This is a genomic window from Streptomyces sp. MS191 (assembly GCF_008042125.1).
In the GTDB taxonomy this organism is placed as follows: Bacteria; Actinomycetota; Actinomycetes; order Streptomycetales; family Streptomycetaceae; genus Streptomyces.
Window position 1 is genome coordinate 2,621,460 of the sequence record NZ_RDBI01000040.1, and the last position, 18,484, is coordinate 2,639,943.

Genomic DNA, 18,484 nt, shown 5'->3' on the forward strand with positions numbered 1-18,484 from the left:
CGCCGACGTCCTGGCCTCCACCCAGGCCAGCCGTCTCGCCGCCTACGAGGAACGCCTCCAGGACTGGTCGGCCGACGACCTCGCCCGGTTCGCCGCGTACCTGCTGCGCTACAACTCCGCCGGCACGTCGGGCCTCCCCCAGACCCCGCGCGCCTCCGCCGGCGCGCCGGGCGTCCCCGAGCACGTCTCCGGGACCTCCCGCTGACCGTCCCCGCGCGACGGCGGAGGCGCGCGGGGTCTGGGGGAGGCCCGACGTGCCGGCGGAGTTGTAGCGCAGCAGGTACGCGGCGAACCGGGCGAGGTCGTCGGCCGACCAGTCCTGGAGGCGTTCCTCGTAGGCGGCGAGACGGCTGGCCTGGGTGGAGGCCAGGACGTCGGCGCCCGCCGCGGTCGGGTGCAGGACCTGGACGCGGTGGTCGTCCGGGTCCGGCCGGCGTTCCACCAGGCCGAGCTTCTCCAGACCGGCCACCTGCCTGCTGACCGTCGACTTGTCGAGCAGGTAGTGGGTGGCGAGATCGGTCGCCCGGCAGCCCTGCTGGTCGACGATGTGCGCGAGCAGCGTGTACGAGACCAGGGGCAGCTCGGGGTGGAGCCGGGCCGCCGCGGCGCGTGCCCGACGGGCGAAGGCCGTCAGCTCCCGCTGGATCGTGTCGATGGAGGCCTCGCGGGCGCCGCCGGTCATGGTGCGCTCCTCGTCGTCGGTGGCGGGGGTCCGCACAGTGGGGTGCGGGGATGCGTGGAGCGTCCCGCCTCAGTTGTATAGTACAACGGTCGTTTAGTTGTAAAAGCCAACCATGGAGGTTCGCCCGATGTCCGCAGGACCCCACCCGGCAGGACCGAGCACCACGGGCGCGGTGCGGCACGTGCTCGGGCACCTGCTCACCCCCCTGCTGATGTGCATCGGCATGGGACTCGCCTACCTCGGCGCCTTCCACGCCCCCGAACCCCACGACCTGCGCGTCGACGTCGTCGGCTCCGGCCCCAGCGCCCAGGTCCTCGCCCAGACCCTCCACGACAAGGGAGCCGGCGCCCTCGACGTCCGCACCGTCGCCGACCGCGAGACCGCCGTCGCCGCCCTGCGCGGCCTGTCCTCCTCCGGCGCCTACGTCCCCGGCGCCCACCCCGAGCTCCTGATCGCCTCCGCCGCCTCCGACACCAGCGCCCTCGCCGTCGAGAAGGTCTTCACCAAGGTCGCGGCCGGACAGGACGCACCCCTCGAGGTCACCGACGTCGCCCCCGTGTCGGACGGCGACCCCACCGGCCAGGGCGTCTTCTTCCTGCTCGTCGCCCTCAGCATCGGCTCATACGCCTCCGTCGCCGTCATCGGCGGCGCAGGGGCCGTCCTGCCCCTGCGGATCCGCGCGCTGCTCGCCGCCGGGACGTCCCTCGCCGTCAGCCTGATCGGCGCCGTCTTCGCGGGACCGCTGTTCCACCTCGTCGACCACGGGCTCGCCGGCGTCTGGGCCCTGTCCTGGCTCTACACCGCCGGCATCCTGCTGATCGGCGTCGGACTCCACACCTTCCTGCGCCGCTGGACCACCCTCGGCGTGATGGTGCTGTTCGTGATGCTCAACTTCACCAGCTCCGGCGGCATCTACCGCCCCGAACTCCAGCCCGGCTTCTTCGCCGCCCTGCACGCCTTCTGGAACGGCGCCGGCTTCGTCGAGGGCGTCCGCGCCCACGTGTACTTCGACGGCCGGGCTCTCGGCGGACACGTCCTGGTCCTGGCCCTGTGGTTCCTCGCCGGCGTCGCCCTGACCGCTCTGGCGGGGATCACCGAGGCCCGCCGGCGTCCCGCGCCGACGCCGGCCCCGGAACCCGCCCACGGCGCCGCCACCGCGGACGGGGCCGCGAACGGGGCCGCGGACCGGACCCCGCCCGCGAACGCGACCGGGGACCGGACGGAGAAGGACGCGGAGATCGAGGAGGAGCTGGAAGAGGCCGTCGGCGTCTGAGAGGCGTTCCGCCGCCCCCGTTCTGCCGTTCCTGCCGTTCTGCCGTTCCTGCCGTTCCTGCCGTTCCTGCCGTTCCTGCCGGGCGCCCGGCGCTCGGGCGCTCGGCGCTCGGGCTCCCGGGGCGCGGGCCCCGGGCGGGCGGCGCCGGCTGCTCCCGACCCGTTCGAAACCCCTCCCCCGCGGCGCGTCCGGGTGGCCCCGTTCTCCCCAAGTCGTCACTCGGCCACAGGGGAAGACGGCCCCGGCACCCCGGCTGTACCTTCATGGCCAGTTGATGTTGGACAGAACGCGCGAGTCGTTCGAGGTCGGGGGAGGGCGTCCCATGGGCGACTACCAAGCAGCGGTGCCGGGACAGCGGGGTACGGAAAGCGCACGGGTGCCGCACGTACCCGGGTTCGCGCCGCGGGCCGCCGCGGGGACGACCGACTCCCCCAAGGAACACGGCAAGGCCCTGCGCGCGCGCCTGCCGCGCTCCGCGCACAGTGCGCTGACACTCTCCCCCGACCGCCCTGACGCGGTCCGCGCGGTGGAGGAGTCCAGCCGCGACCGCGTGCCGGAACTGACACCGATACGCGTCGGCCGCATGGCCGCCAGCCCCTTCGCGTTCCTCCGGGGATCCGCCGGCCTCATGGCCCACGACCTCGCCGGATCACCCGTCACCGGCGTCGCCGCCCAGATATGCGGCGACGCCCACGCGGCGAACTTCGGCCTCTACGGCGACGCCCGGGGCCGCCTCGTCATCGACCTCAACGACTTCGACGAGACCGTCGTCGGCCCCTGGGAATGGGACCTCAAGCGGCTCGCCACCTCGCTTGTCCTCGCCGGACGCGAGGTCGGTGCCGACGAGGACACCTGCCGGGCCGCCGCCTTCGACACCGTCGGCGCCTACCGGCGCACCATGCGCCTGCTCGCCAAGCTCCCCGTCCTCGACTCCTGGAACGCCATCGCGGACGAGGAACTCGTCTCCCACACCGACGCCCGCGACCTGCTCGGCACCCTCGAACGGGTCTCCGAGAAGGCCCGCAACAACACCAGTGCCCGCTTCGCCGCCAAGTCGACCGAGGCCGTCGCCGACGAGGACGGCGGAGGCCGCCGGTTCGTCGACGCGCCGCCGGTGCTGCGCCGGGTCCCGGACGCGGAGGCCGCCGCGGTCACCGCCTCCCTCGGCGCCTACCTGCGGACCCTGTCCGAGGACCGGCTGCCGCTGCTGGCCCGGTACGCGGTCCACGACGTGGCGTTCCGGGTGGTCGGCACCGGCAGCGTCGGCACCCGCTCGTACGTGGTGCTGCTGCTCGACCACCGGGGCGAGCCGCTGGTGCTCCAGGTCAAGGAGGCACGGCCGTCCGCGCTGCTGCCGCACCTCGCGTCCGCCGGGTTCGCCGCGCCGGAACCGGGCCACGAGGGACAGCGCGTCGTCCTCGGCCAGAAGCGCATGCAGGTCGTCAGCGACATCCTGCTCGGCTGGACCACGGTGCAGGGGCGGCCGTTCCAGGTGCGGCAGTTCCGCAACCGGAAGGGCAGCGTCGACCCCGCGGCGCTCACCCCGGACGAGGTCGACGACTACGGACGCATGACCGGCGCCCTGCTGGCACGGGCCCACGCGCACAGCGCGGACCCGCGCCTCATAGCCGGCTACTGCGGAAAGAACGAGGAACTGGACGAGGCGATCGCCACGTTCGCCGTGGCCTACGCGGACCGCACCACCGCGGACCACGCGGACCTGGTGACGGCCGTGAACAACGGCCGGATGGCGGCCGAACTCGGCGTCTGACGCGCGGCGACCGGTGACTGGTGGCCGGCGTTCGGTGACCGCGTCAGGTGTCTGGTGTAGGTGGCCGGACACCTCGGAGGCGTCGCGTGGCGTCGCGAGGTGGCGTGGCGTTGCCGCAGCCGGGGCGGCCCAGAGGTCGTCGGCGGACGTGGCCGAAGTTCGCCGCGTGGGCGTCGCCGCATATCTGGGCGGCGACGCCGGTGACGGGTGATCCGGCGAGGTCGTGGGCCATGAGGCCGGCGGATCCCCGGAGGAACGCGAAGGGGCTGGGAGGGGGGAGGCCCCCCGAGGTGACCGTAGGCTGGAGGCGTGACGGACCGGAGCGAGGACGTGGACGTGGAACAGGGCGCGGGCGCGGGTGGTGAGCCCGGTACGGAGCGGCCCGAGGCGCGGCTGGAGAAGGCCGTGGGCGTGGCGGAGCAGGCGCTGATCGAGTTCGAGATCGCGGTCGAGACGTTCCGGGTCGAGGTGGAGAACTTCTCCCGGCTGCATCACCAGAGACTCGGGCCGATGTACGCGCGGCTGGACGAGCTGGACGCGCAGATCGCCGAGGCCAAGGCGGCCAGGACCGGGGATCCGGAGGATCTGCGGCGGGCGCAGGAGGCGCGCGCCAACGTCATGCCGATGCCCGGGGTGGAGGAGCTCTTCCACGACTGGATCGACTCCGACGGGCTGTCCCCCGAAGCCGCCGCGATGCTGACCGAGCAGCCGGTGCAGCCGCCGAAGCGGGTCCGGCCGAGCGAGGAGGCACGCAAGCTGTACCGCGAGCTGGCCCGCCAGGCCCACCCCGACCTGGCGCGGGACGAGGACGAGCGCAAGCGCCGCGAGGAGTTCATCACCCGGGTGAACGCCGCGTACGCGCGCGGTGACGTCCGCCTCCTCGGCGAGCTGTCCGCCGAGTGGGCGGCCGGACCGGCTCCTGAGCCGGAGCGGCTGAGCGAGAGCGAGGAGCTGTACGCGCGGCTGGAGTGGCTGTCGCAGCGCAAGGAGCTGCTGACGGTCGTCGCGCGGGAGCTGGAGGAGAGCGCGATCGGCGCGATGCTGCGGATGGCTCCGGACGATCCGGACCGGCTGCTGGAGGAGATCGCGGAGCAGCTGCTCGCGCAGGTCTCCGAGCGGGAGGCGGAGCTCGCCTCCCTGGTGCAGTAGTTTCGAGAGAGCTCGCGTTCGGTCGGGCGGTTCAGACGAGAGAAGGCCAGTCCCATGAATTTCGCCCCGCTGCCCTCGGTGGACGTGGCCTCCGTGCCCGCAGACGCCCTGGTGCTGGACGTCCGCGAGGACGACGAGTGGGCGGCCGGTCATGTCGAGGACGCGCTGCACGTGCCGATGAGCGACTTCGTGGCGCGTTTCGGTGAGGTGACCGAGGCGGTCGCCGATGGTCGGCGTGCGTATGTGATGTGCCGTGTCGGCGGTCGGTCGGCGCAGGTCACGCAGTACCTGGTGCAGCAGGGGATCGACGCCGTGAACGTCGACGGCGGGATGCTGGCCTGGGACGGCGCGGGGCGTCCGATGGTGGCGGACGGCGGCAGCCAGGCCTTCGTTCTCTGATCGTGGTGGCGGCGCCCGGCGGTCCGGTTCTCCCGGAGCGCCGGGGGGCGCGCGGTCCGAGCGGGCGTCGTGTCAGCCGAGGGGGTGTGCGGCCAGGAGGTCGCCCAGGGCCTCTTCGTGGGCGGTGGCCGGGCCGAGGGCGAGTTCGAGCTGTTTGGCCCAGGCGTGGTAGCGGTGCAGCGGGTAGTCGGTGTCGGCGCCGAAGCCGCCGTGCAGGTGTTGCGCGGTCTGCACCACGCGGCGTACGCCCTCGGAGGCCCAGATCTTGGCGACGGCGATGTCCGCCGCGGGCGGGAGTGGGCCGCCGGCTCCGGTGCTGATGCGCCAGGCGGCCTGCCAGAGGGTGACCTCCATGGCCCGCAGGTCGATGTAGCGGTCGGCGGTCTGGACCGCGACGGCCTGGAAGGTGGCCACGGGGTGGCCGAACTGTTCGCGTTTCCCGGTGTACTGGCTCGTCATGGCGAGGACGCTCTCGCCGAGCCCGAGGGCGAGGGCGCAGGTTCCGGTGGCGAGGACGCCGCGCAGCCAGTCCCAGGCGCCGTCGGTGTCGATGACGTCGGTGCCGGCGAGGCGCACGGAGTCGAGGGTGAGTGCGGCGAGGAGTTCGCCGCTGGTGGAGTACTGCTCGGCCAGGGTGAGGCCGGTGTGGGTGCGGGGGATCAGGGCGAGGACGGTCCGGCCGTCGGCGGTGTGGGCGGGGACGGCGATGCGGTCCGCGGTGTGGGCCCAGGGGACGGCGTTCTGCGTGCCGTCGAGGATCCAGTCGGTGTCGTCGAGGCGGGCGGTGACGGCCAGTTCGGCGGCGTCGTGGCCGCTGCGGCCGTTGGGGGCGGCGGTGAGGACGAGTTCGCCGCGGGCGACGCGGGGCAGGAGGTCGGCCGCTGTGGTGTCGGGGGCGTAGCGCTCGACGGTCATCGCGACGGCGCAGGTCTCCAGCAGGGGGACGCGGGCGAGGACTCGTGCCGATTCGCGCAGGACGAGGCAGAGGGCGGTGGTGTCGAGGCCGGCGCCGTCGTGTTCGGGGGTGAGGACGAGGCCGAGGAGTCCGGCGTCGGCGAGGCGCTTCCAGAGGGGTCGGTCGAGGTCGTCGGCGACCGCTCCGGGGGTGAGGGCGGGGCTGGGTACGGCGTCGGGTGCGGTGCCCGAGAAGACGGCCTTGGCCGCTTCGACGGCTGCCTGCTGTTCCTCGGTGAAGGTGAAGTCCACGGCCTTGCCCTCCCGTTCCTGTCCTGACGGTCCGCCGTCTGACGGACCGTCAAGATAGAACAGGTTCTACCGGAAGGGAATGGGCGGGGGGCGACGGCCGCGGACGTCAGCGGTCGAAGTCCAACTCCACGTCCGCGGTGGCCGGGTGGGACTGGCACGCCAGCACGTAACCGGCTTCGGTCTCCTCCGGTTCGAGGGCGAAGTTGCGGTCCATCCGCACCTCTCCGCCGACGAGGAAGGCGCGGCAGGTGCCGCAGACGCCGCCCTTGCAGGCGTACGGGGCGTCCGCGCGGGCGCGCAGCACGGTGTCGAGGAGCGTCTCGCCCTCCTGGACCGGCCAGTTGCCGGAGCGGCCGTGCAGGGTGGCGGTCAGTGTGGCGTGGACCGGGGCGCCGGCCGTGGCCGCCGGGGCGGGTGCGGAGCCGTCGTCGACGTGGAAGATCTCCTGGTGGATCCGGCCGCGGGTGACTCCGAGTCCGCGCAGGGCCCGCTCGGCGCCCTGGACGAGGCCGAAGGGGCCGCAGAGGAACCAGCCGTCGATCTCCTCGACGGGCAGCAGCGCGGGCAGGAGCGCGGTGAGCCGGTCCTGGTCGAGGCGTCCGGACGGCAGTCCGGACTGCTGCTCCTCGCGGGAGAGGACGGTGACGAGCTGGAAGCGGTCGGGGTAGCGGTCCTTGAGGTCGGCCACCTCGTCGAGGAACATCGTCGAGGACGCGGTGCGGTCGCTGCGGACCAGGCAGAACCGGGCCTCGGGCTCGCGGGCGAGCAGGGTGGCCGCCATCGACAGGACCGGGGTGATGCCGCTGCCGCCGACGACGGCCGCGAAGTGCCCGGGCCGCGGGTCGAGGACGAAGCGGCCCATCGGCTCCATGACCTCGACGACGTCTCCGGCGGTCAGCTCCTTGAGCGCGTACGTGGAGAACTCGCCGCCGTCGACCAGCCGGATGCCCACCCGCAGGACGGGGTCCTCGCCGGCCGGGGTGGCCGGGGCGCAGATGGAGTAGGTGCGGCGGATCTCCTCGCCGTCCCGCGTGGTGCGGCGCAGGGCGAGGTGCTGGCCGGGGGTGTGGCGGTAGGTCTCGCGCAGCTCGGGCGGGACCGTGAAGGTGACGGCCACCGAGTCGTCCGTGAGCTGCTCGACCTCGCTCACCCGGAGCGGATGGAACATCTACAACTCCTTGAAGTGGTCGAACGGTTCGCGGCAGGCCGTGCAGCGGCGCAGTGCCTTGCACGCGGTGGAGGAGAACCGGCTGAGCAGTTCGGTGTCGGTGGATCCGCAGTGGGGGCAGCGGATCGCGAGGGTCAGCGGTACCGGTCCGCCGGCCGGGCCCTGGGGGCGCGGCGGGGCGATGCCGAACTCGGCGAGCTTGCGCCGGCCTTCCTCGGTGATGTCGTCCGTCGACCAGGCGGGGGAGAGGACCGTCACGACGGTGACCTCGGGCACGCCGTGGGCGTGGAGGGCCTGCTCGATGTCGGCCGACATGGCCTCGATCGCCGGGCATCCGGTGTAGGTCGGGGTCAGTTCGACCTCGACCCGGCCGGGGCCGAGGACCTTGGCGCCGCGCAGGACGCCGAGGTCCTCCAGGGTGAGGACGGGCAGCTCGGGGTCGGGAACGGCGCCGGCGACCCGGCTCAGTTCCTGTTCCAGGGCCGTCATGGTCACCATGTCGCCCCCGGGTGGCTGCGGTGCAGGTGCTGCATCTCGGCGATCATCCGGCCGAAGGACTCGGTGTGCAGGCCCTGGCGTCCGGCGCCCGCGGCCCAGGCGCCGGTGCGGGGGCCCTCCGGCACGGTGAGGGTGGCCCGGGTGAGGACGTCCGTGACGGAGGCCAGCCAGGTGCTCTCCATGGCGGTCAGGTCGACGTCGAGGCCCTCGACGGGCTGGAACAGTTCGCCTGTGAAGCGCCACAGGGCGTCGCAGGCCCGCTGCATGCGGGCGTGGCTCTCGTCCGTGCCGTCGCCGAGGCGCAGGGTCCAGTGCTCGGCGTGGTCCTGGTGGTAGGCGACTTCCTTGACGGCCTTGGCGGCGAGTCCGGCCAGCGGCCCGTCGCCGGTGGCCAGCTCCCCGTACAGCAGTCGCTGGTAGGTGGAGAAGTAGAGCTGGCGGGCGATGGTGTGGGCGAAGTCGCCGTTCGGCTGCTCGACGAGCTGGCTGTTGCGGAAGGCCCGCTCCTCGCGGAGGTAGGCCAGCTCGTCCTCGTCGCCGACGAGGGAGAGCAGGATGCGTGCCTGGCCGAGCAGGTCGAGCGCGATGTTGGCGAGGGCGACCTCCTCCTCCAGGACGGGGGCGCTGCCGGCCCACTCCCCCAGCCGGTGGGAGAGCACGAGGGCGTCGTCGCCGAGGGCGAGGGCGGCTGTGGTGATCACGGCGGTGTCGCTCACAGGTGCTTCACCCCGTCCGGGATCTCGTAGAAGGTCGGGTGGCGGTAGGGCTTGTCGGCCGACGGTTCGAAGAAGGGGTCCTTCTCGTCGGGCGAGGAGGCGGTGATCTCGGCGGAGGGGACCACCCAGATCGAGACGCCTTCGTTGCGGCGGGTGTAGAGGTCGCGGGCGTTGCGCAGGGCCATCTCGGCGTCCGGCGCGTGCAGGCTGCCGGCGTGGGTGTGGGACAGTCCGCGGCGCGAGCGCACGAACACCTCCCACAGCGGCCATCCGTTGGTGGTCATGCCCGTGCCTCCCCGTCGTGCTGGTCCGCGTGCTGGTCGTCCTGTCGGCCGGCCGTGCGCCGGTCGGTGTGCTTGCCGGCGTACGCCGCGGCGGCGTCCCGGACCCAGGCGCCGTCCTCGTGGGCCTTGCGGCGCTTGTCGAGTCGCTGTTCGTTGCAGGGGCCGTTGCCCTTGAGGACGTCCCAGAACTCGGTCCAGTCGATGGCGCCGAAGTCGTGGTGTCCGCGCTCCTCGTTCCACCGGAGGTCGGGGTCGGGGAGGGTGAGGCCGAGGGCCTCGGCCTGCGGGACGGCGATGTCGACGAAGCGCTGGCGCAGCTCGTCGTTGGAGTGGCGCTTGATCTTCCAGGCCATCGACTGCGCGGAGTGCGCCGACTCGTCGTCGGGCGGGCCGAACATCATCAGCGAGGGCCACCACCAGCGGTCGACCGCGTCCTGCGCCATGGCGTGCTGGGCCTCGGTGCCGTTCGACAGGGCGAGCAGGGCTTCGTATCCCTGGCGCTGGTGGAACGACTCCTCCTTGCAGACCCGGACCATCGCGCGGGCGTACGGGCCGTAGGAGCAGCGGCAGAGCGGGACCTGGTTCGTGATGGCGGCGCCGTCCACGAGCCAGCCGATGGCGCCGACGTCGGCCCAGGTCAGCGTGGGGTAGTTGAAGATCGAGGAGTACTTCTGGCGGCCGGAGTGGAGCTTGTCGAGCAGCTCGTCGCGGCTGGTGCCGAGCGTCTCGGCGGCGCTGTAGAGGTAGAGCCCGTGGCCGGCCTCGTCCTGGACCTTGGCCATGAGGATCGCCTTGCGGCGCAGCGAGGGCGCGCGGGTGATCCAGTTGGCCTCCGGCTGCATGCCGATGATCTCGGAGTGGGCGTGCTGTGCGATCTGGCGCACGAGGGAGGCCCGGTAGGCGTCGGGCATCCAGTCGCGCGGCTCGATGCGCTCGTCGGCGGCGACGGCGGCGTCGAACACGGCCTCGTAGGCCGCGTGGGTCGCCGCGGTGGCCGCGTCGTCACCGGCCTGCGCGCCCTGTCCGGCCTGCGCCTCCGCGGTCACTGCTGTCGCTGCTGTCCCTGCGGTCATCGGACTCCCTACCGACCGATCGTTCGGTTGAATGACTTCAATGGTGGGTCGGGGGCCCGTATGGTGTCAACCCTGTGGATAACCGGGGTGGACCGAGCGGGATCGGGGCGGGGATGAACTCGTACGGCGACGAGAGCGCGCCTGAGGGCCGGGATGCCCCCGGCACGGCGGCTCCGGACACGGCGACGGGCGCCTCCGCCCCGGCCACCGACCCGCCGCCCGATCACCCTTCGATACCCGGCCCCGCCCCGATATCGGGCCCGATATCCGGCTCGATGTCCGGATCCGGACCGGCCGAGGAGCCGGACCCCGTGCAGGCCTCCGGCTCCGGACTCGACGGCGGCCGGCCCGGCGCGGGGATGGCCGCGCTGTCCCTCCCGTACCAGGTCGTCGCGGCCGTCGCGCTGGCCGTCATCGGAGTCCTGGCCTGCGTCCACCTCTCGATGGTGTTCCTGCACGTCGCGCCCTCGAACACGCTGACCAAACAGCACGGTGAGGCCGTCGACGGCTGGGTCTACCCCGAGTTCGAGCAGAACTGGAAGCTCTTCGCTCCCAACCCGCTCCAGCAGAACATCGCCGTCCAGGTCCGCGCCGAGCTCGCGGCCGACGACGGCACCCGGCGCACCACCGGGTGGATCGACCTGTCGGCCCAGGACGCCGAGGCGATCCGCGGCAGTCTGCTGCCCAGCCACGTCGACCAGAACGAGCTGCGCCGGGCCTTCGACTTCTACCTCAACTCCCACACCGACGACTTCCGCCCCAACGGCCTGCGCGGCCGGCTCTCGGAGAACTACCTGCGCCGGATCGTCATGCTCCGCCTCGACGGGGAGCGTCTCGGCGGTGAGGTCGAGAAGATCCAGCTCCGCTCGGAGACCCGCGCCGTGCAGTCCCCGTCCTGGAGCGGGGAGAGGACCAGCACCGCCCCCCACCACCGGGACCTGCCCTGGTGGTCGGTGACCGCCGCCGATCTGCCGGCCCATCTCCCAGGACCACGGGCCGTCGGGGCCGTACAGCTCGCGGCGGTGCGGCAGCTCGCGCAGCAGGAAGAGCAGCCAGGTGAGGGAGAAGCCGATCCGGACGATCGCGGTCTGGTACGGACCGAGAGCCGAGCCGGTGACGCGCTGGACGGCGCGGGCGAGCCGGCGGTCGAAGGGGGCTCGACCCGGCCACCCCGCGGCCCGCACCGTCCTCGCCGCCCCAGGGGCGGACGGCGGCGGCCCGCGAACCCTTCGACCGCCGGCTCGCCCGCGCCGTCCAGCGCGTCACCGGCTCGGCTCTCGGTCCGTACCAGACCGCGATCGTCCGGATCGGCTTCTCCCTCACCTGGCTGCTCTTCCTGCTGCGCGAGCTGCCGCACCGCCGCGAGCTGTACGGCCCCGACGGCCCGTGGTCCTGGGAGATGGGCCGGCAGCTGATCGCCGACAACCACTCCTTCACGGCGCTGATGTGGACGGACAGCGGTCTGTGGTTCGAGATCGTCTACGGACTCGCCGTCCTCTCCGCCGTCCTGCTGCTCCTGGGCTGGCGCACCCGCGCCGTGTCCGTGGTCTTCATGGCCGGGGTGCTGTCACTGCAGAACCGCTCCATCTTCATGGGCGACGGCGGCGACAACGTCGTGCACCTCGCCGCGCTCTACCTCGTCCTGACCCGCTGCTCCCAGGTCTGGTCGCTCGACGCCCGCCGCCTCGCCCGCGAGGAGCGTGCGGCCGGTCTCGGGGCGGCACCCCGCCGGGACGTCGTCGGACCCGTGCTGTGGACCGTGCTCGGCGTCCTGCTGCTCGTCGCCACGTACCACTCCGGGGTCACCGGCGAGTGGTGGCTCGTCGTGCTGCTCTGGGCGCTCTGGGCGGGGCAGGCGCTGTGGTGGCTGGCCTGCCGGCACGCACCGGGCGAGCCGCGCACCCTGCTCGACGTGATCGCCAACCTCACCCACAACGCGGCGCTGCTCGTGATCATGGCCGAGGTCTGCCTGATCTACGCGACGGCCGGCTGGTACAAGATCCAGGGATCGCGGTGGCAGGACGGCACGGCCCTGTACTACCCGCTGAAGCTGGACTACTTCTCCCCCTGGCCCGCCCTCTCCGACCTGCTCGGCTCCAGCGCGCTGGTCGTGCTGCTGCTGACCTACGGGACCGTGGCCGTGCAGGTCGCCTTCCCCTTCACCCTGTTCAACCGCAAGGTCAAGAACGTCCTGCTGGTCGCGATGATGCTGGAGCACGCCGGGATCGCGCTGCTCCTCGGGCTGCCCTTCTTCTCGCTCGCGATGATCTCCGCCGACGCGGTGTTCCTGCCGACGGCGTTCCTGGTCTGGCTGGGCACGCGGGTCGGGCGCGGCAGGGACCGGCTGTTCCCGCGGCGCCGGGACGAGGCGGTCCCCGAGCAGCGTCGTGCGGACGAGGAGCCGTCKCCCCGTACCCTCGTCGGGTGAGCACCACCGAACAGCCGAGCGTGTCGTACGAGCCGTCGGGCCCGACCCGGCCCACCCCGCACGAGCCGGTCCTCCCGCGGACGGCCGGATCGGAGACTGCCGGACCGGGGACGGCAGGGCCGGGGACGGCCGGGGACGAGCCGGCCCAGTACGACGAGGGGTTCGCCCCCGAGGTCGGTGTCGGGCCGCATCCGCTGCCCTGGCCGCAGGGCGAGCGCTACGACCCCGAGCTGCTGGCCGCCGGCGACCGGCGGAACGTCGTCGACCCCTACCGGTACTGGACGCGGGAGGCGATCGTCGCCGACCTGGACACCCGGCGCCACGACTTCCACGTGGCGGTGGAGAACTGGGGCCACGACTTCAACATCGGGTCGGTGGTGCGGACCGCGAACGCCTTCCTGGCGAAGGAGATCCACATCGTGGGCCGCCGGCGCTGGAACCGGCGCGGGGCGATGGTCACCGACCGCTACCAGCATGTGCGGCATCACCCCGACACGGAGTCGCTGACCGCGTGGGCGGCGGCCGAGGACCTGCCGATCATCGGGATCGACAACCTGCCGGGCGCCGTGCCGCTGGAGCGGACCGTGCTGCCGCGGCGCTGTGTGCTGCTGTTCGGGCAGGAGGGGCCGGGCCTCACCGAGGAGGCCCGCCGGCACGCGGCCATGGTCTGCTCGATCGCCCAGTTCGGTTCGACCCGCTCCATCAACGCCGGCGCCGCGGCGGCGATCGCCATGCACGCCTGGGTCCAGCGCTACGCGGAGATCGCGGAGACCCCCTGAGGGGTCCCCGCGATCGCGTGGGTCAGGCCTGGCGGCGGACCTCCACCACCCGGAACCGGTTGGAGACGAAAGCGCCGTCACACAGCGCCGCGTTGGCCGCCGGGTTCCCGCCGGAGCCGTGGAAGTCGGAGAACGCCGCGGTCTGGTTGACGTAGACCCCGCCGGTCAGGTTCAGCGAGAGCTGCGCCGACTCCTCCAGGCAGACCTCCTCGATCGCGCGCTCGGTGTCGGCCGAGGTCGTGTAGGCGCCGACCGTCATCGCGCCCTTCTCGCGCACCGTGCGCCGCAGCAGCTCCAGGGCGTCGGCGGTCGAGTCGACCGAGACGGCGAAGGAGACGGGGCCGAAGCACTCGGAGAAGTACGCGGCCTCCGCGTCCGGCTTGGAGCCGTCCAGCTTCACGATGACGGGCGTCCGCACGACGGCGTCCGGGAAGTCCGGGTTCGCCACCTCGCGGGAGGCCAGCGCCACCTCGCCCAGACCGGCGGCGGCCTCCAGGCGCGCCTTCACGTCGGGGTTCACCAGCGCGCCGAGCAGGGCGTTGGCCCGGGCGTCGTCGCCCAGCAGACCGCCGACGGCCGCGGCGAGATCGGCGACGACCTCGTCGTAGGACCGGGGGCCCGCGTCCGTGCTGATGCCCTCGCGGGGGATCAGCAGGTTCTGCGGGGTGGTGCACATCTGGCCGCTGTACAGCGAGAGCGAGAAGGCCAGGTTGGAGAGCATGCCCTTGTAGTCGTCGGTGGAGTCGACGACGACCGTGTTGACGCCCGCCTTCTCGGTGTAGACCTGCGCCTGGCGCGCGTTCGACTCCAGCCAGTCGCCGAAGGCGGTGGAACCGGTGTAGTCGATGATCCGGATCTCGGGGCGGACGGCGAGGGTCTTGGCGATGCCCTCACCGGGCCGCTCGACGGCCAGCGCGACGAGGTTCGGGTCGAAGCCGGCCTCGGCGAGGACCTCGCGGGCCACGCGGACCGTGAGTGCCAGCGGAAGCACGGCGCGCGGGTGCGGCTTGACGAGCACCGGGTTGCCGGTGGCGAGCGACGCGAACAGGCCCGGGTAGCCGTTCCACGTGGGGAAGGTGTTGCAGCCGATCATCAGCGCGATGCCGCGGGCGACCGGGGTGAACTGCTTGGACAGCTGCAGCGGGTCACGCTTGCCCTGCGGCTTGGACCAGTCGGCGCTGCCGGGGGTGCGGGTCTGCTCCGCGTAGGCGTAGGCCACGGCCTCCAGGCCGCGGTCCTGGGCGTGCGGGCCGCCGGCCTGGAGCGCCATCATGAACGCCTGGCCGCTGGTGTGCATGACCGCGTGCGCGAACTCGTGGGTGCGGGCCGAGATCCGGGCGAGGATCTCCAGGCACACCAGGGCGCGGGTCTCCGCTCCGGCGTCGCGCCAGGCGCCCATGCCGGCGCGCATCGCGGGCAGCAGGACGTCGATGTCGGCGTGCGGGTACTCCACGCCCAGCGCGGGGCCGTAGGGCGAGACCTCGCCGCCGGTCCAGCCGTCGGTGCCGGGCTGGTCGAGCTCGAACCGGCCGTTCAGCAGCGCTTCGTACGCGGCGAGTCCGGCGGCGGCGTCCAGCGAGCCGTTCTCGCCGTAGGCCTTGGGGTGCTCCGGGTGCGGCGACCAGTAGGCACGGGTGCGGATGGTGTCGAGAGCCTGGTCGAGTGTGGACCGGTGCTTCTCGGCCAGGGCGTCGGTGGTCAGCTGAGCGGCGGCCATTGCGGGACCAACTCCTCGTCGAGCTGGGCAGGGACAGGCGGACAGAGTTAGAGTAACCGAACGATCGGTCGGGACAAGGGGGTCTGTCGAAGCTGTGGACAACCCATCGGGGAGGATCAGTCGTATGACCGCCAATGTGAGCGACGCCGCGCCGGACGCCTGGGCCGACGCCATCGACCGGAGCCGCACCGTCGCCGTCGTCGGCACGGGCACCATGGGCCAGGGGATCGCCCAGGTCGCCCTGGTCGCCGGCCACCCCGTCCGCCTCTACGACAGCGTCCCGGGCCGTGCCGAGGAGGCCGTGACCGCTCTCGCCGCCCGCCTGGACCGGCTGGTCGAGAAGGGCCGGATGGACCGCGCCGCGCGCGAGGACGCCGTGGCGCGGCTGTACGCCGCCGCCGACCTCACGGAGCTCGCGGACGCGGCCCTCGTGGTCGAGGCGATCGTCGAGCGACTCGACGTCAAGCGGCAGCTGTTCGCCGAACTGGAGAAGATCGTCGGCGACGACACCGTCCTCGCCACCAACACCTCCTCGCTGTCCGTCACCGCCATCGCCGGCGGGCTGCGCCTCCCCGGCCGGTTCGTCGGACTGCACTTCTTCAACCCGGCACCGCTGCTCCCGCTCGTGGAGGTCGTCAGCGGCTTCGCGACCGACGCCTCCGCCGCCACGCGCGCGTACGAGACGGCGAAGGGCTGGGGGAAGACGCCGGTGCGCTGCGCCGACACCCCCGGCTTCGTCGTCAACCGGATCGCCCGCCCCTTCTACGCCGAGGCGCTGCGGGTGTACGAGGAGGGCGTCGCCGACCCCGCGACCATCGACGCGGCCCTGCGCGAGTGCGGCGGCTTCCGGATGGGTCCGTTCGAGCTGACCGACCTGATCGGCCAGGACGTGAACGAGGCCGTCACCCGCTCCGTCTGGGACTCCTTCCACCAGGACCCCAGGTTCACGCCGTCCCTCGCCCAGCGCCGGCTGGTGGAGTCGGCGCGGCTGGGTCGCAAGTCCGGCCACGGCTGGTTCCCGTACGGGCCGGACGCGGCGGCGCCCGCGCCGCACACCGCGCCGCCCGCGGCCCCGCCGGCCTCCGTGGTCGTCCAGGGCGAGCTGTACCAGGCCGCGCCCCTGGCCGGGCTGTTCCAGGAGGCGGGCGTCGTCGTCGACTTCGAGGAGGACGCGGTCCCGGGATACCCGGGCTGGATCGAGCTGCCGAGCGGGACCCGGCTCTTCCTGGCCGACGGCACCGCCGCGGACGACGCCGAGATGCCCGTCGTCCACTTCGACCTCGCGCTGGACTACCGCACCTGTGAGCGGATCGTGCTCGCGCCCGCCGTGACCGTGGACGACCGGTCGCTGCAGGAGGCGATCGGGCTCTTCCAGGCCGCCGGCAAGAAGGTCAGCGTGATCCGGGACGTGCCCGGCATGATCGTCGCGCGGACCGTCGCCATGCTCGCCGACTTCGCCCTCGACGCCGCCGCGCGCGGGGTGGCGGACGCCGACGACATCGACACCGCGATGCGGCTCGGCGTCAACTACCCGCGCGGGCCGCTGGCCTGGGCCGCGGAACTGGGCGTCGACTGGGTCCTGGAGACCCTGTCGAACCTCCACGAGGAGTACCCGACGGGCCGCTACGCGCCCTCCCAGGCGCTGCGGCGCCGGGTCGCCGCCGAGCAGGCGGCGCGGGACGGGGCCGAGCGGCAGGCGGCCGGCGAGGGGGTCGCGTCGTGACGACGGCGAAGCGCGACACCTACACCCCCGAGACGCTGCTCTCGGTCGCCGTGCGGGTCTTCAACGAACGCGGCTACGACGGAACCTCCATGGAGCACCTGTCCAAGGCGGCGGGGATCTCCAAGTCCTCGATCTACCACCACGTGGCGGGCAAGGAGGAGCTGCTGCGGCGGGCCGTCAGCCGGGCCCTGGACGGTCTCTTCGCGATCCTGGACGAGCCGGGCGCCGGGCGTGGCCGGGCCATCGACCAGGTCGAGTACGTCACCCGCCGCACCGTCGAGGTGCTGATGGCGGAGCTGCCGTACGTCACGCTGCTGCTGCGGGTCCGGGGCAACACGTCGACCGAGCGGTGGGCGCTGGAGCGCCGCCGGGAGTTCGACCAGAAGGTGGCCGATCTGCTCAAGGCGGCCGCCGCCGACGGCGACCTCCGCGCGGACGTGGACATACGGCTCGCCACCCGGCTCCTGTTCGGCATGATCAACTCGCTGGTGGAGTGGTACCGGCCGCACCCGGGTGCCGAGACGGAGCGCGAGCAGCTCGCGGACACCGTCGTGCACCTGGCCTTCGACGGGCTGCGCACGGCCCGCTAGGACCTGTCCGGGCGGTGCCTTCGCCGATTCCGATTTTGCCGCGAGCGGCGCGGGACGGGCGGCGCGGGAAGTGCCCGGGACCCCGGCGGGGCACGCCGCCGGGCCGCGGACGGACCGGGGGACGGCTCCCCCGACCGCCTCGGGGCTCGGCGTCCGGGCTCCGAGGCGGGGTCTCGCCCGTCGCGGCCGGGGATTCCCCCGCACGGCCCTGTGCCGGCGGAGGGCGCCGGAGGAGCCCGTACGGCGGCCGGCGGGATCAGCCCAGGTGGTCGGGGTCCAGGTCGGTCTCCTCGAAGACCAGCAGGGTGCGGGTCGACAGCACCTCGGGGATCGACTGGAGCTTGGTGAGCACCAGCTCCCGCAACGTGCGATTGTCGGGGGTGTGTACCAGCAGCAGGACGTCGAAGTCCCCGCTGACCAGGGCGATGTGCGCGGCTCCGGGCAGGGCCTGGAGCTGCTCGCGCACGGTCCGCCAGGAGTTCTGGACGATCTTGAGCGTGATGTAGGCCGACGCCCCCTGGCCCGCGCGCTCGTGGTTCACCCGGGCGCTGAAGCCACGGATCACCCCGTCGTCGATGAGCCGGTTGATCCGCGCGTACGCGTTGGCCCTGGACACATGGACCCGTTCCGCGACGGAGCGTATCGACGCGCGGCCGTCCGTCTGCAGGATCCGCAGGATGTCGCGGTCCACGGCGTCGAGCGGGCGCGCGGCAGGGCCCTGGGGCGGTCCGCCCCCGGCCGAGGCCTGTGCCGGGCCCGGGCTCTGGTTCAGGGCTCGCTCCCAGCCGTCGGCCATTTGTTCATCCGCCATGTCCCCCCGCCTCTCTCCCATGGACGACATGTCTCTATCCCAGGCTGTGGAGAACCGTTTGTCCACAGGCTGAGGGTGCCTGTAGCCAAAATGCCTCCACGACCGAACAATCGGTAGGTGAGGCGCGCCACACCCGCGCCACCCGCCTTCGGGTCTTATGCCCGCTCCCACGAGGAGGTGGACTCGTTGCAACAGCGCAGTTCGACAGTCCAAGAGC

Annotated in this window: 16 protein-coding genes and 4 pseudogenes; 9 read left to right on the forward strand and 11 right to left on the reverse strand. The window is 72.9% G+C overall.

The genetic code is table 11. From position 1 onward, the window contains the following. Positions 1-247: 247 nt before the first annotated feature. Positions 248-682: pseudogene (locus EAO71_RS19130) on the reverse strand (MarR family winged helix-turn-helix transcriptional regulator); the annotation flags it as partial. A gap of 127 nt (positions 683-809) precedes the next feature. On the opposite strand from EAO71_RS19130, the gene EAO71_RS19135 reads away from it, so the two are divergent. Together EAO71_RS19135 and EAO71_RS19140 are read left to right on the forward strand one after the other, a co-directional pair. Further along, complete coding sequence (locus EAO71_RS19135) at positions 810-1,955, forward strand: ABC-2 transporter permease (RefSeq protein ID WP_147978818.1); 1,146 nt, start codon at positions 810-812, stop codon at positions 1,953-1,955. 322 nt (positions 1,956-2,277) lie between these two features. Next, a complete protein-coding gene (locus EAO71_RS19140; RefSeq protein ID WP_147978819.1) occupies positions 2,278-3,726 on the forward strand; it encodes a DUF2252 domain-containing protein in 1,449 nt (482 codons plus the stop codon). Positions 3,727-3,877: 151 nt separating this feature from the next. Here EAO71_RS19140 and EAO71_RS19145 read toward each other — a convergent pair. Further along, positions 3,878-3,994: pseudogene (locus EAO71_RS19145) on the reverse strand (DUF2252 family protein); the annotation flags it as partial. A 41-nt stretch (positions 3,995-4,035) separates the two neighbouring features. On the opposite strand from EAO71_RS19145, the gene EAO71_RS19150 reads away from it, so the two are divergent. Both EAO71_RS19150 and EAO71_RS19155 read left to right on the forward strand, forming a co-directional pair. After that, a complete protein-coding gene (locus EAO71_RS19150; protein WP_399755334.1) occupies positions 4,036-4,875 on the forward strand; it encodes a J domain-containing protein in 840 nt (279 codons plus the stop codon). 54 nt (positions 4,876-4,929) lie between these two features. Further along, positions 4,930-5,274: a rhodanese-like domain-containing protein gene (locus tag EAO71_RS19155; protein WP_147978820.1), complete on the forward strand. Its 345-nt coding sequence runs from the start codon at positions 4,930-4,932 to the stop codon at positions 5,272-5,274. Between the two features lie 72 nt (positions 5,275-5,346). Here EAO71_RS19155 and EAO71_RS19160 read toward each other — a convergent pair whose 3' ends face one another. The 6 genes from EAO71_RS19160 to paaA all read right to left on the reverse strand — a co-directional run bounded on the left by EAO71_RS19160 (position 5,347) and on the right by paaA (position 10,219). Continuing rightward, positions 5,347-6,480, reverse strand: a complete 1,134-nt coding sequence (locus EAO71_RS19160; protein ID WP_147978821.1) for an acyl-CoA dehydrogenase family protein — start codon at positions 6,478-6,480, stop codon at positions 5,347-5,349. A gap of 106 nt (positions 6,481-6,586) precedes the next feature. Further along, a complete protein-coding gene (locus EAO71_RS19165; RefSeq protein WP_147978822.1) occupies positions 6,587-7,648 on the reverse strand; it encodes a 2Fe-2S iron-sulfur cluster-binding protein in 1,062 nt (353 codons plus the stop codon). Next, positions 7,649-8,146: a 1,2-phenylacetyl-CoA epoxidase subunit PaaD gene (gene paaD / locus EAO71_RS19170; protein WP_147978823.1), complete on the reverse strand. Its 498-nt coding sequence runs from the start codon at positions 8,144-8,146 to the stop codon at positions 7,649-7,651. Then, positions 8,140-8,862, reverse strand: a complete 723-nt coding sequence (gene paaC, locus EAO71_RS19175) for a 1,2-phenylacetyl-CoA epoxidase subunit PaaC (RefSeq protein ID WP_261992183.1) — start codon at positions 8,860-8,862, stop codon at positions 8,140-8,142. The genes paaD and paaC overlap by 7 nt, the downstream gene beginning before the upstream one ends. After that, positions 8,859-9,146 carry a 1,2-phenylacetyl-CoA epoxidase subunit PaaB gene (paaB, locus tag EAO71_RS19180; RefSeq protein ID WP_147978824.1) on the reverse strand — a complete coding sequence of 96 codons (288 nt, stop codon included), beginning with the start codon at positions 9,144-9,146 and terminating at the stop codon, positions 8,859-8,861. The genes paaC and paaB overlap by 4 nt, the downstream gene beginning before the upstream one ends. Continuing rightward, positions 9,143-10,219 (reverse strand): 1,2-phenylacetyl-CoA epoxidase subunit PaaA, encoded by a 1,077-nt coding sequence (paaA, locus tag EAO71_RS19185; protein ID WP_147978825.1) that lies wholly within the window; start codon positions 10,217-10,219, stop codon positions 9,143-9,145. Before paaA ends, paaB begins: the two co-directional genes overlap by 4 nt. 113 nt (positions 10,220-10,332) lie before the next feature. On the opposite strand from paaA, the pseudogene EAO71_RS38925 reads away from it, so the two are divergent. Beyond that, positions 10,333-11,208, forward strand: a pseudogene (locus EAO71_RS38925) (DUF5819 family protein); the annotation flags it as partial. Here EAO71_RS38925 and EAO71_RS38930 read toward each other — a convergent pair. Beyond that, positions 11,185-11,403, reverse strand: a pseudogene (locus EAO71_RS38930) (hypothetical protein); the annotation flags it as partial. The pseudogenes EAO71_RS38925 and EAO71_RS38930 sit on opposite strands and share 24 nt — an antisense overlap. A gap of 215 nt (positions 11,404-11,618) precedes the next feature. Between EAO71_RS38930 and EAO71_RS19200 the strand changes: the two are divergent. Together EAO71_RS19200 and EAO71_RS19205 are read left to right on the forward strand one after the other, a co-directional pair. Further along, positions 11,619-12,647: an HTTM domain-containing protein gene (locus tag EAO71_RS19200; protein WP_222723561.1), complete on the forward strand. Its 1,029-nt coding sequence runs from the start codon at positions 11,619-11,621 to the stop codon at positions 12,645-12,647. Then, entirely contained in the window at positions 12,644-13,426 is a 783-nt protein-coding gene (locus EAO71_RS19205; protein ID WP_261992184.1) for a TrmH family RNA methyltransferase, read from the forward strand. Before EAO71_RS19200 ends, EAO71_RS19205 begins: the two co-directional genes overlap by 4 nt. A 22-nt stretch (positions 13,427-13,448) precedes the next feature. Here EAO71_RS19205 and paaN read toward each other — a convergent pair whose 3' ends face one another. Then, entirely contained in the window at positions 13,449-15,143 is a 1,695-nt protein-coding gene (gene paaN / locus EAO71_RS19210) for a phenylacetic acid degradation protein PaaN (RefSeq protein WP_147978826.1), read from the reverse strand. A 124-nt stretch (positions 15,144-15,267) separates the two neighbouring features. Here paaN and EAO71_RS19215 point away from each other — a divergent pair, with 124 nt between their 5' ends. Then, on the forward strand, positions 15,268-16,866 hold the full coding sequence (locus tag EAO71_RS19215) for a 3-hydroxyacyl-CoA dehydrogenase (RefSeq protein ID WP_147978827.1): 1,599 nt from the start codon (positions 15,268-15,270) through the stop codon (positions 16,864-16,866). After that, the gene (locus EAO71_RS19220; protein WP_147978828.1) at positions 16,863-17,456 is read left to right on the forward strand and encodes a TetR/AcrR family transcriptional regulator; all 594 of its coding nucleotides are present in this window, start codon (positions 16,863-16,865) and stop codon (positions 17,454-17,456) included. The genes EAO71_RS19215 and EAO71_RS19220 overlap by 4 nt, the downstream gene beginning before the upstream one ends. 256 nt (positions 17,457-17,712) lie before the next feature. On the opposite strand, the gene EAO71_RS19225 is transcribed toward EAO71_RS19220, so the two are convergent. Next, the gene (locus EAO71_RS19225) at positions 17,713-18,252 is read right to left on the reverse strand and encodes an Lrp/AsnC family transcriptional regulator (RefSeq protein ID WP_399755496.1); all 540 of its coding nucleotides are present in this window, start codon (positions 18,250-18,252) and stop codon (positions 17,713-17,715) included. Between the last annotated feature and the right edge of the window lie 232 nt (positions 18,253-18,484).

Excerpts from the sequence above, each read along its gene's own strand:
- EAO71_RS19135 (WP_147978818.1), top strand. The coding sequence starts at position 810 with ATGTCCGCAGGACCCCACCCGGCAGGACCGAGCACCACGGGCGCGGTG.
- EAO71_RS19140 (WP_147978819.1), top strand. The coding sequence starts at position 2,278 with ATGGGCGACTACCAAGCAGCGGTGCCGGGACAGCGGGGTACGGAAAGC.
- EAO71_RS19155 (WP_147978820.1), top strand. The coding sequence starts at position 4,930 with ATGAATTTCGCCCCGCTGCCCTCGGTGGACGTGGCCTCCGTGCCCGCA.
- EAO71_RS19165 (WP_147978822.1), bottom strand. The coding sequence starts at position 7,648 with ATGTTCCATCCGCTCCGGGTGAGCGAGGTCGAGCAGCTCACGGACGAC.
- paaD (WP_147978823.1), bottom strand. The coding sequence starts at position 8,146 with ATGGTGACCATGACGGCCCTGGAACAGGAACTGAGCCGGGTCGCCGGC.
- paaB (WP_147978824.1), bottom strand. The coding sequence starts at position 9,146 with ATGACCACCAACGGATGGCCGCTGTGGGAGGTGTTCGTGCGCTCGCGC.
- paaA (WP_147978825.1), bottom strand. The coding sequence starts at position 10,219 with ATGACCGCAGGGACAGCAGCGACAGCAGTGACCGCGGAGGCGCAGGCC.
- paaN (WP_147978826.1), bottom strand. The coding sequence starts at position 15,143 with ATGGCCGCCGCTCAGCTGACCACCGACGCCCTGGCCGAGAAGCACCGG.
- EAO71_RS19215 (WP_147978827.1), top strand. The coding sequence starts at position 15,268 with ATGACCGCCAATGTGAGCGACGCCGCGCCGGACGCCTGGGCCGACGCC.
- EAO71_RS19225 (WP_399755496.1), bottom strand. The coding sequence starts at position 18,252 with ATGGCCGACGGCTGGGAGCGAGCCCTGAACCAGAGCCCGGGCCCGGCA.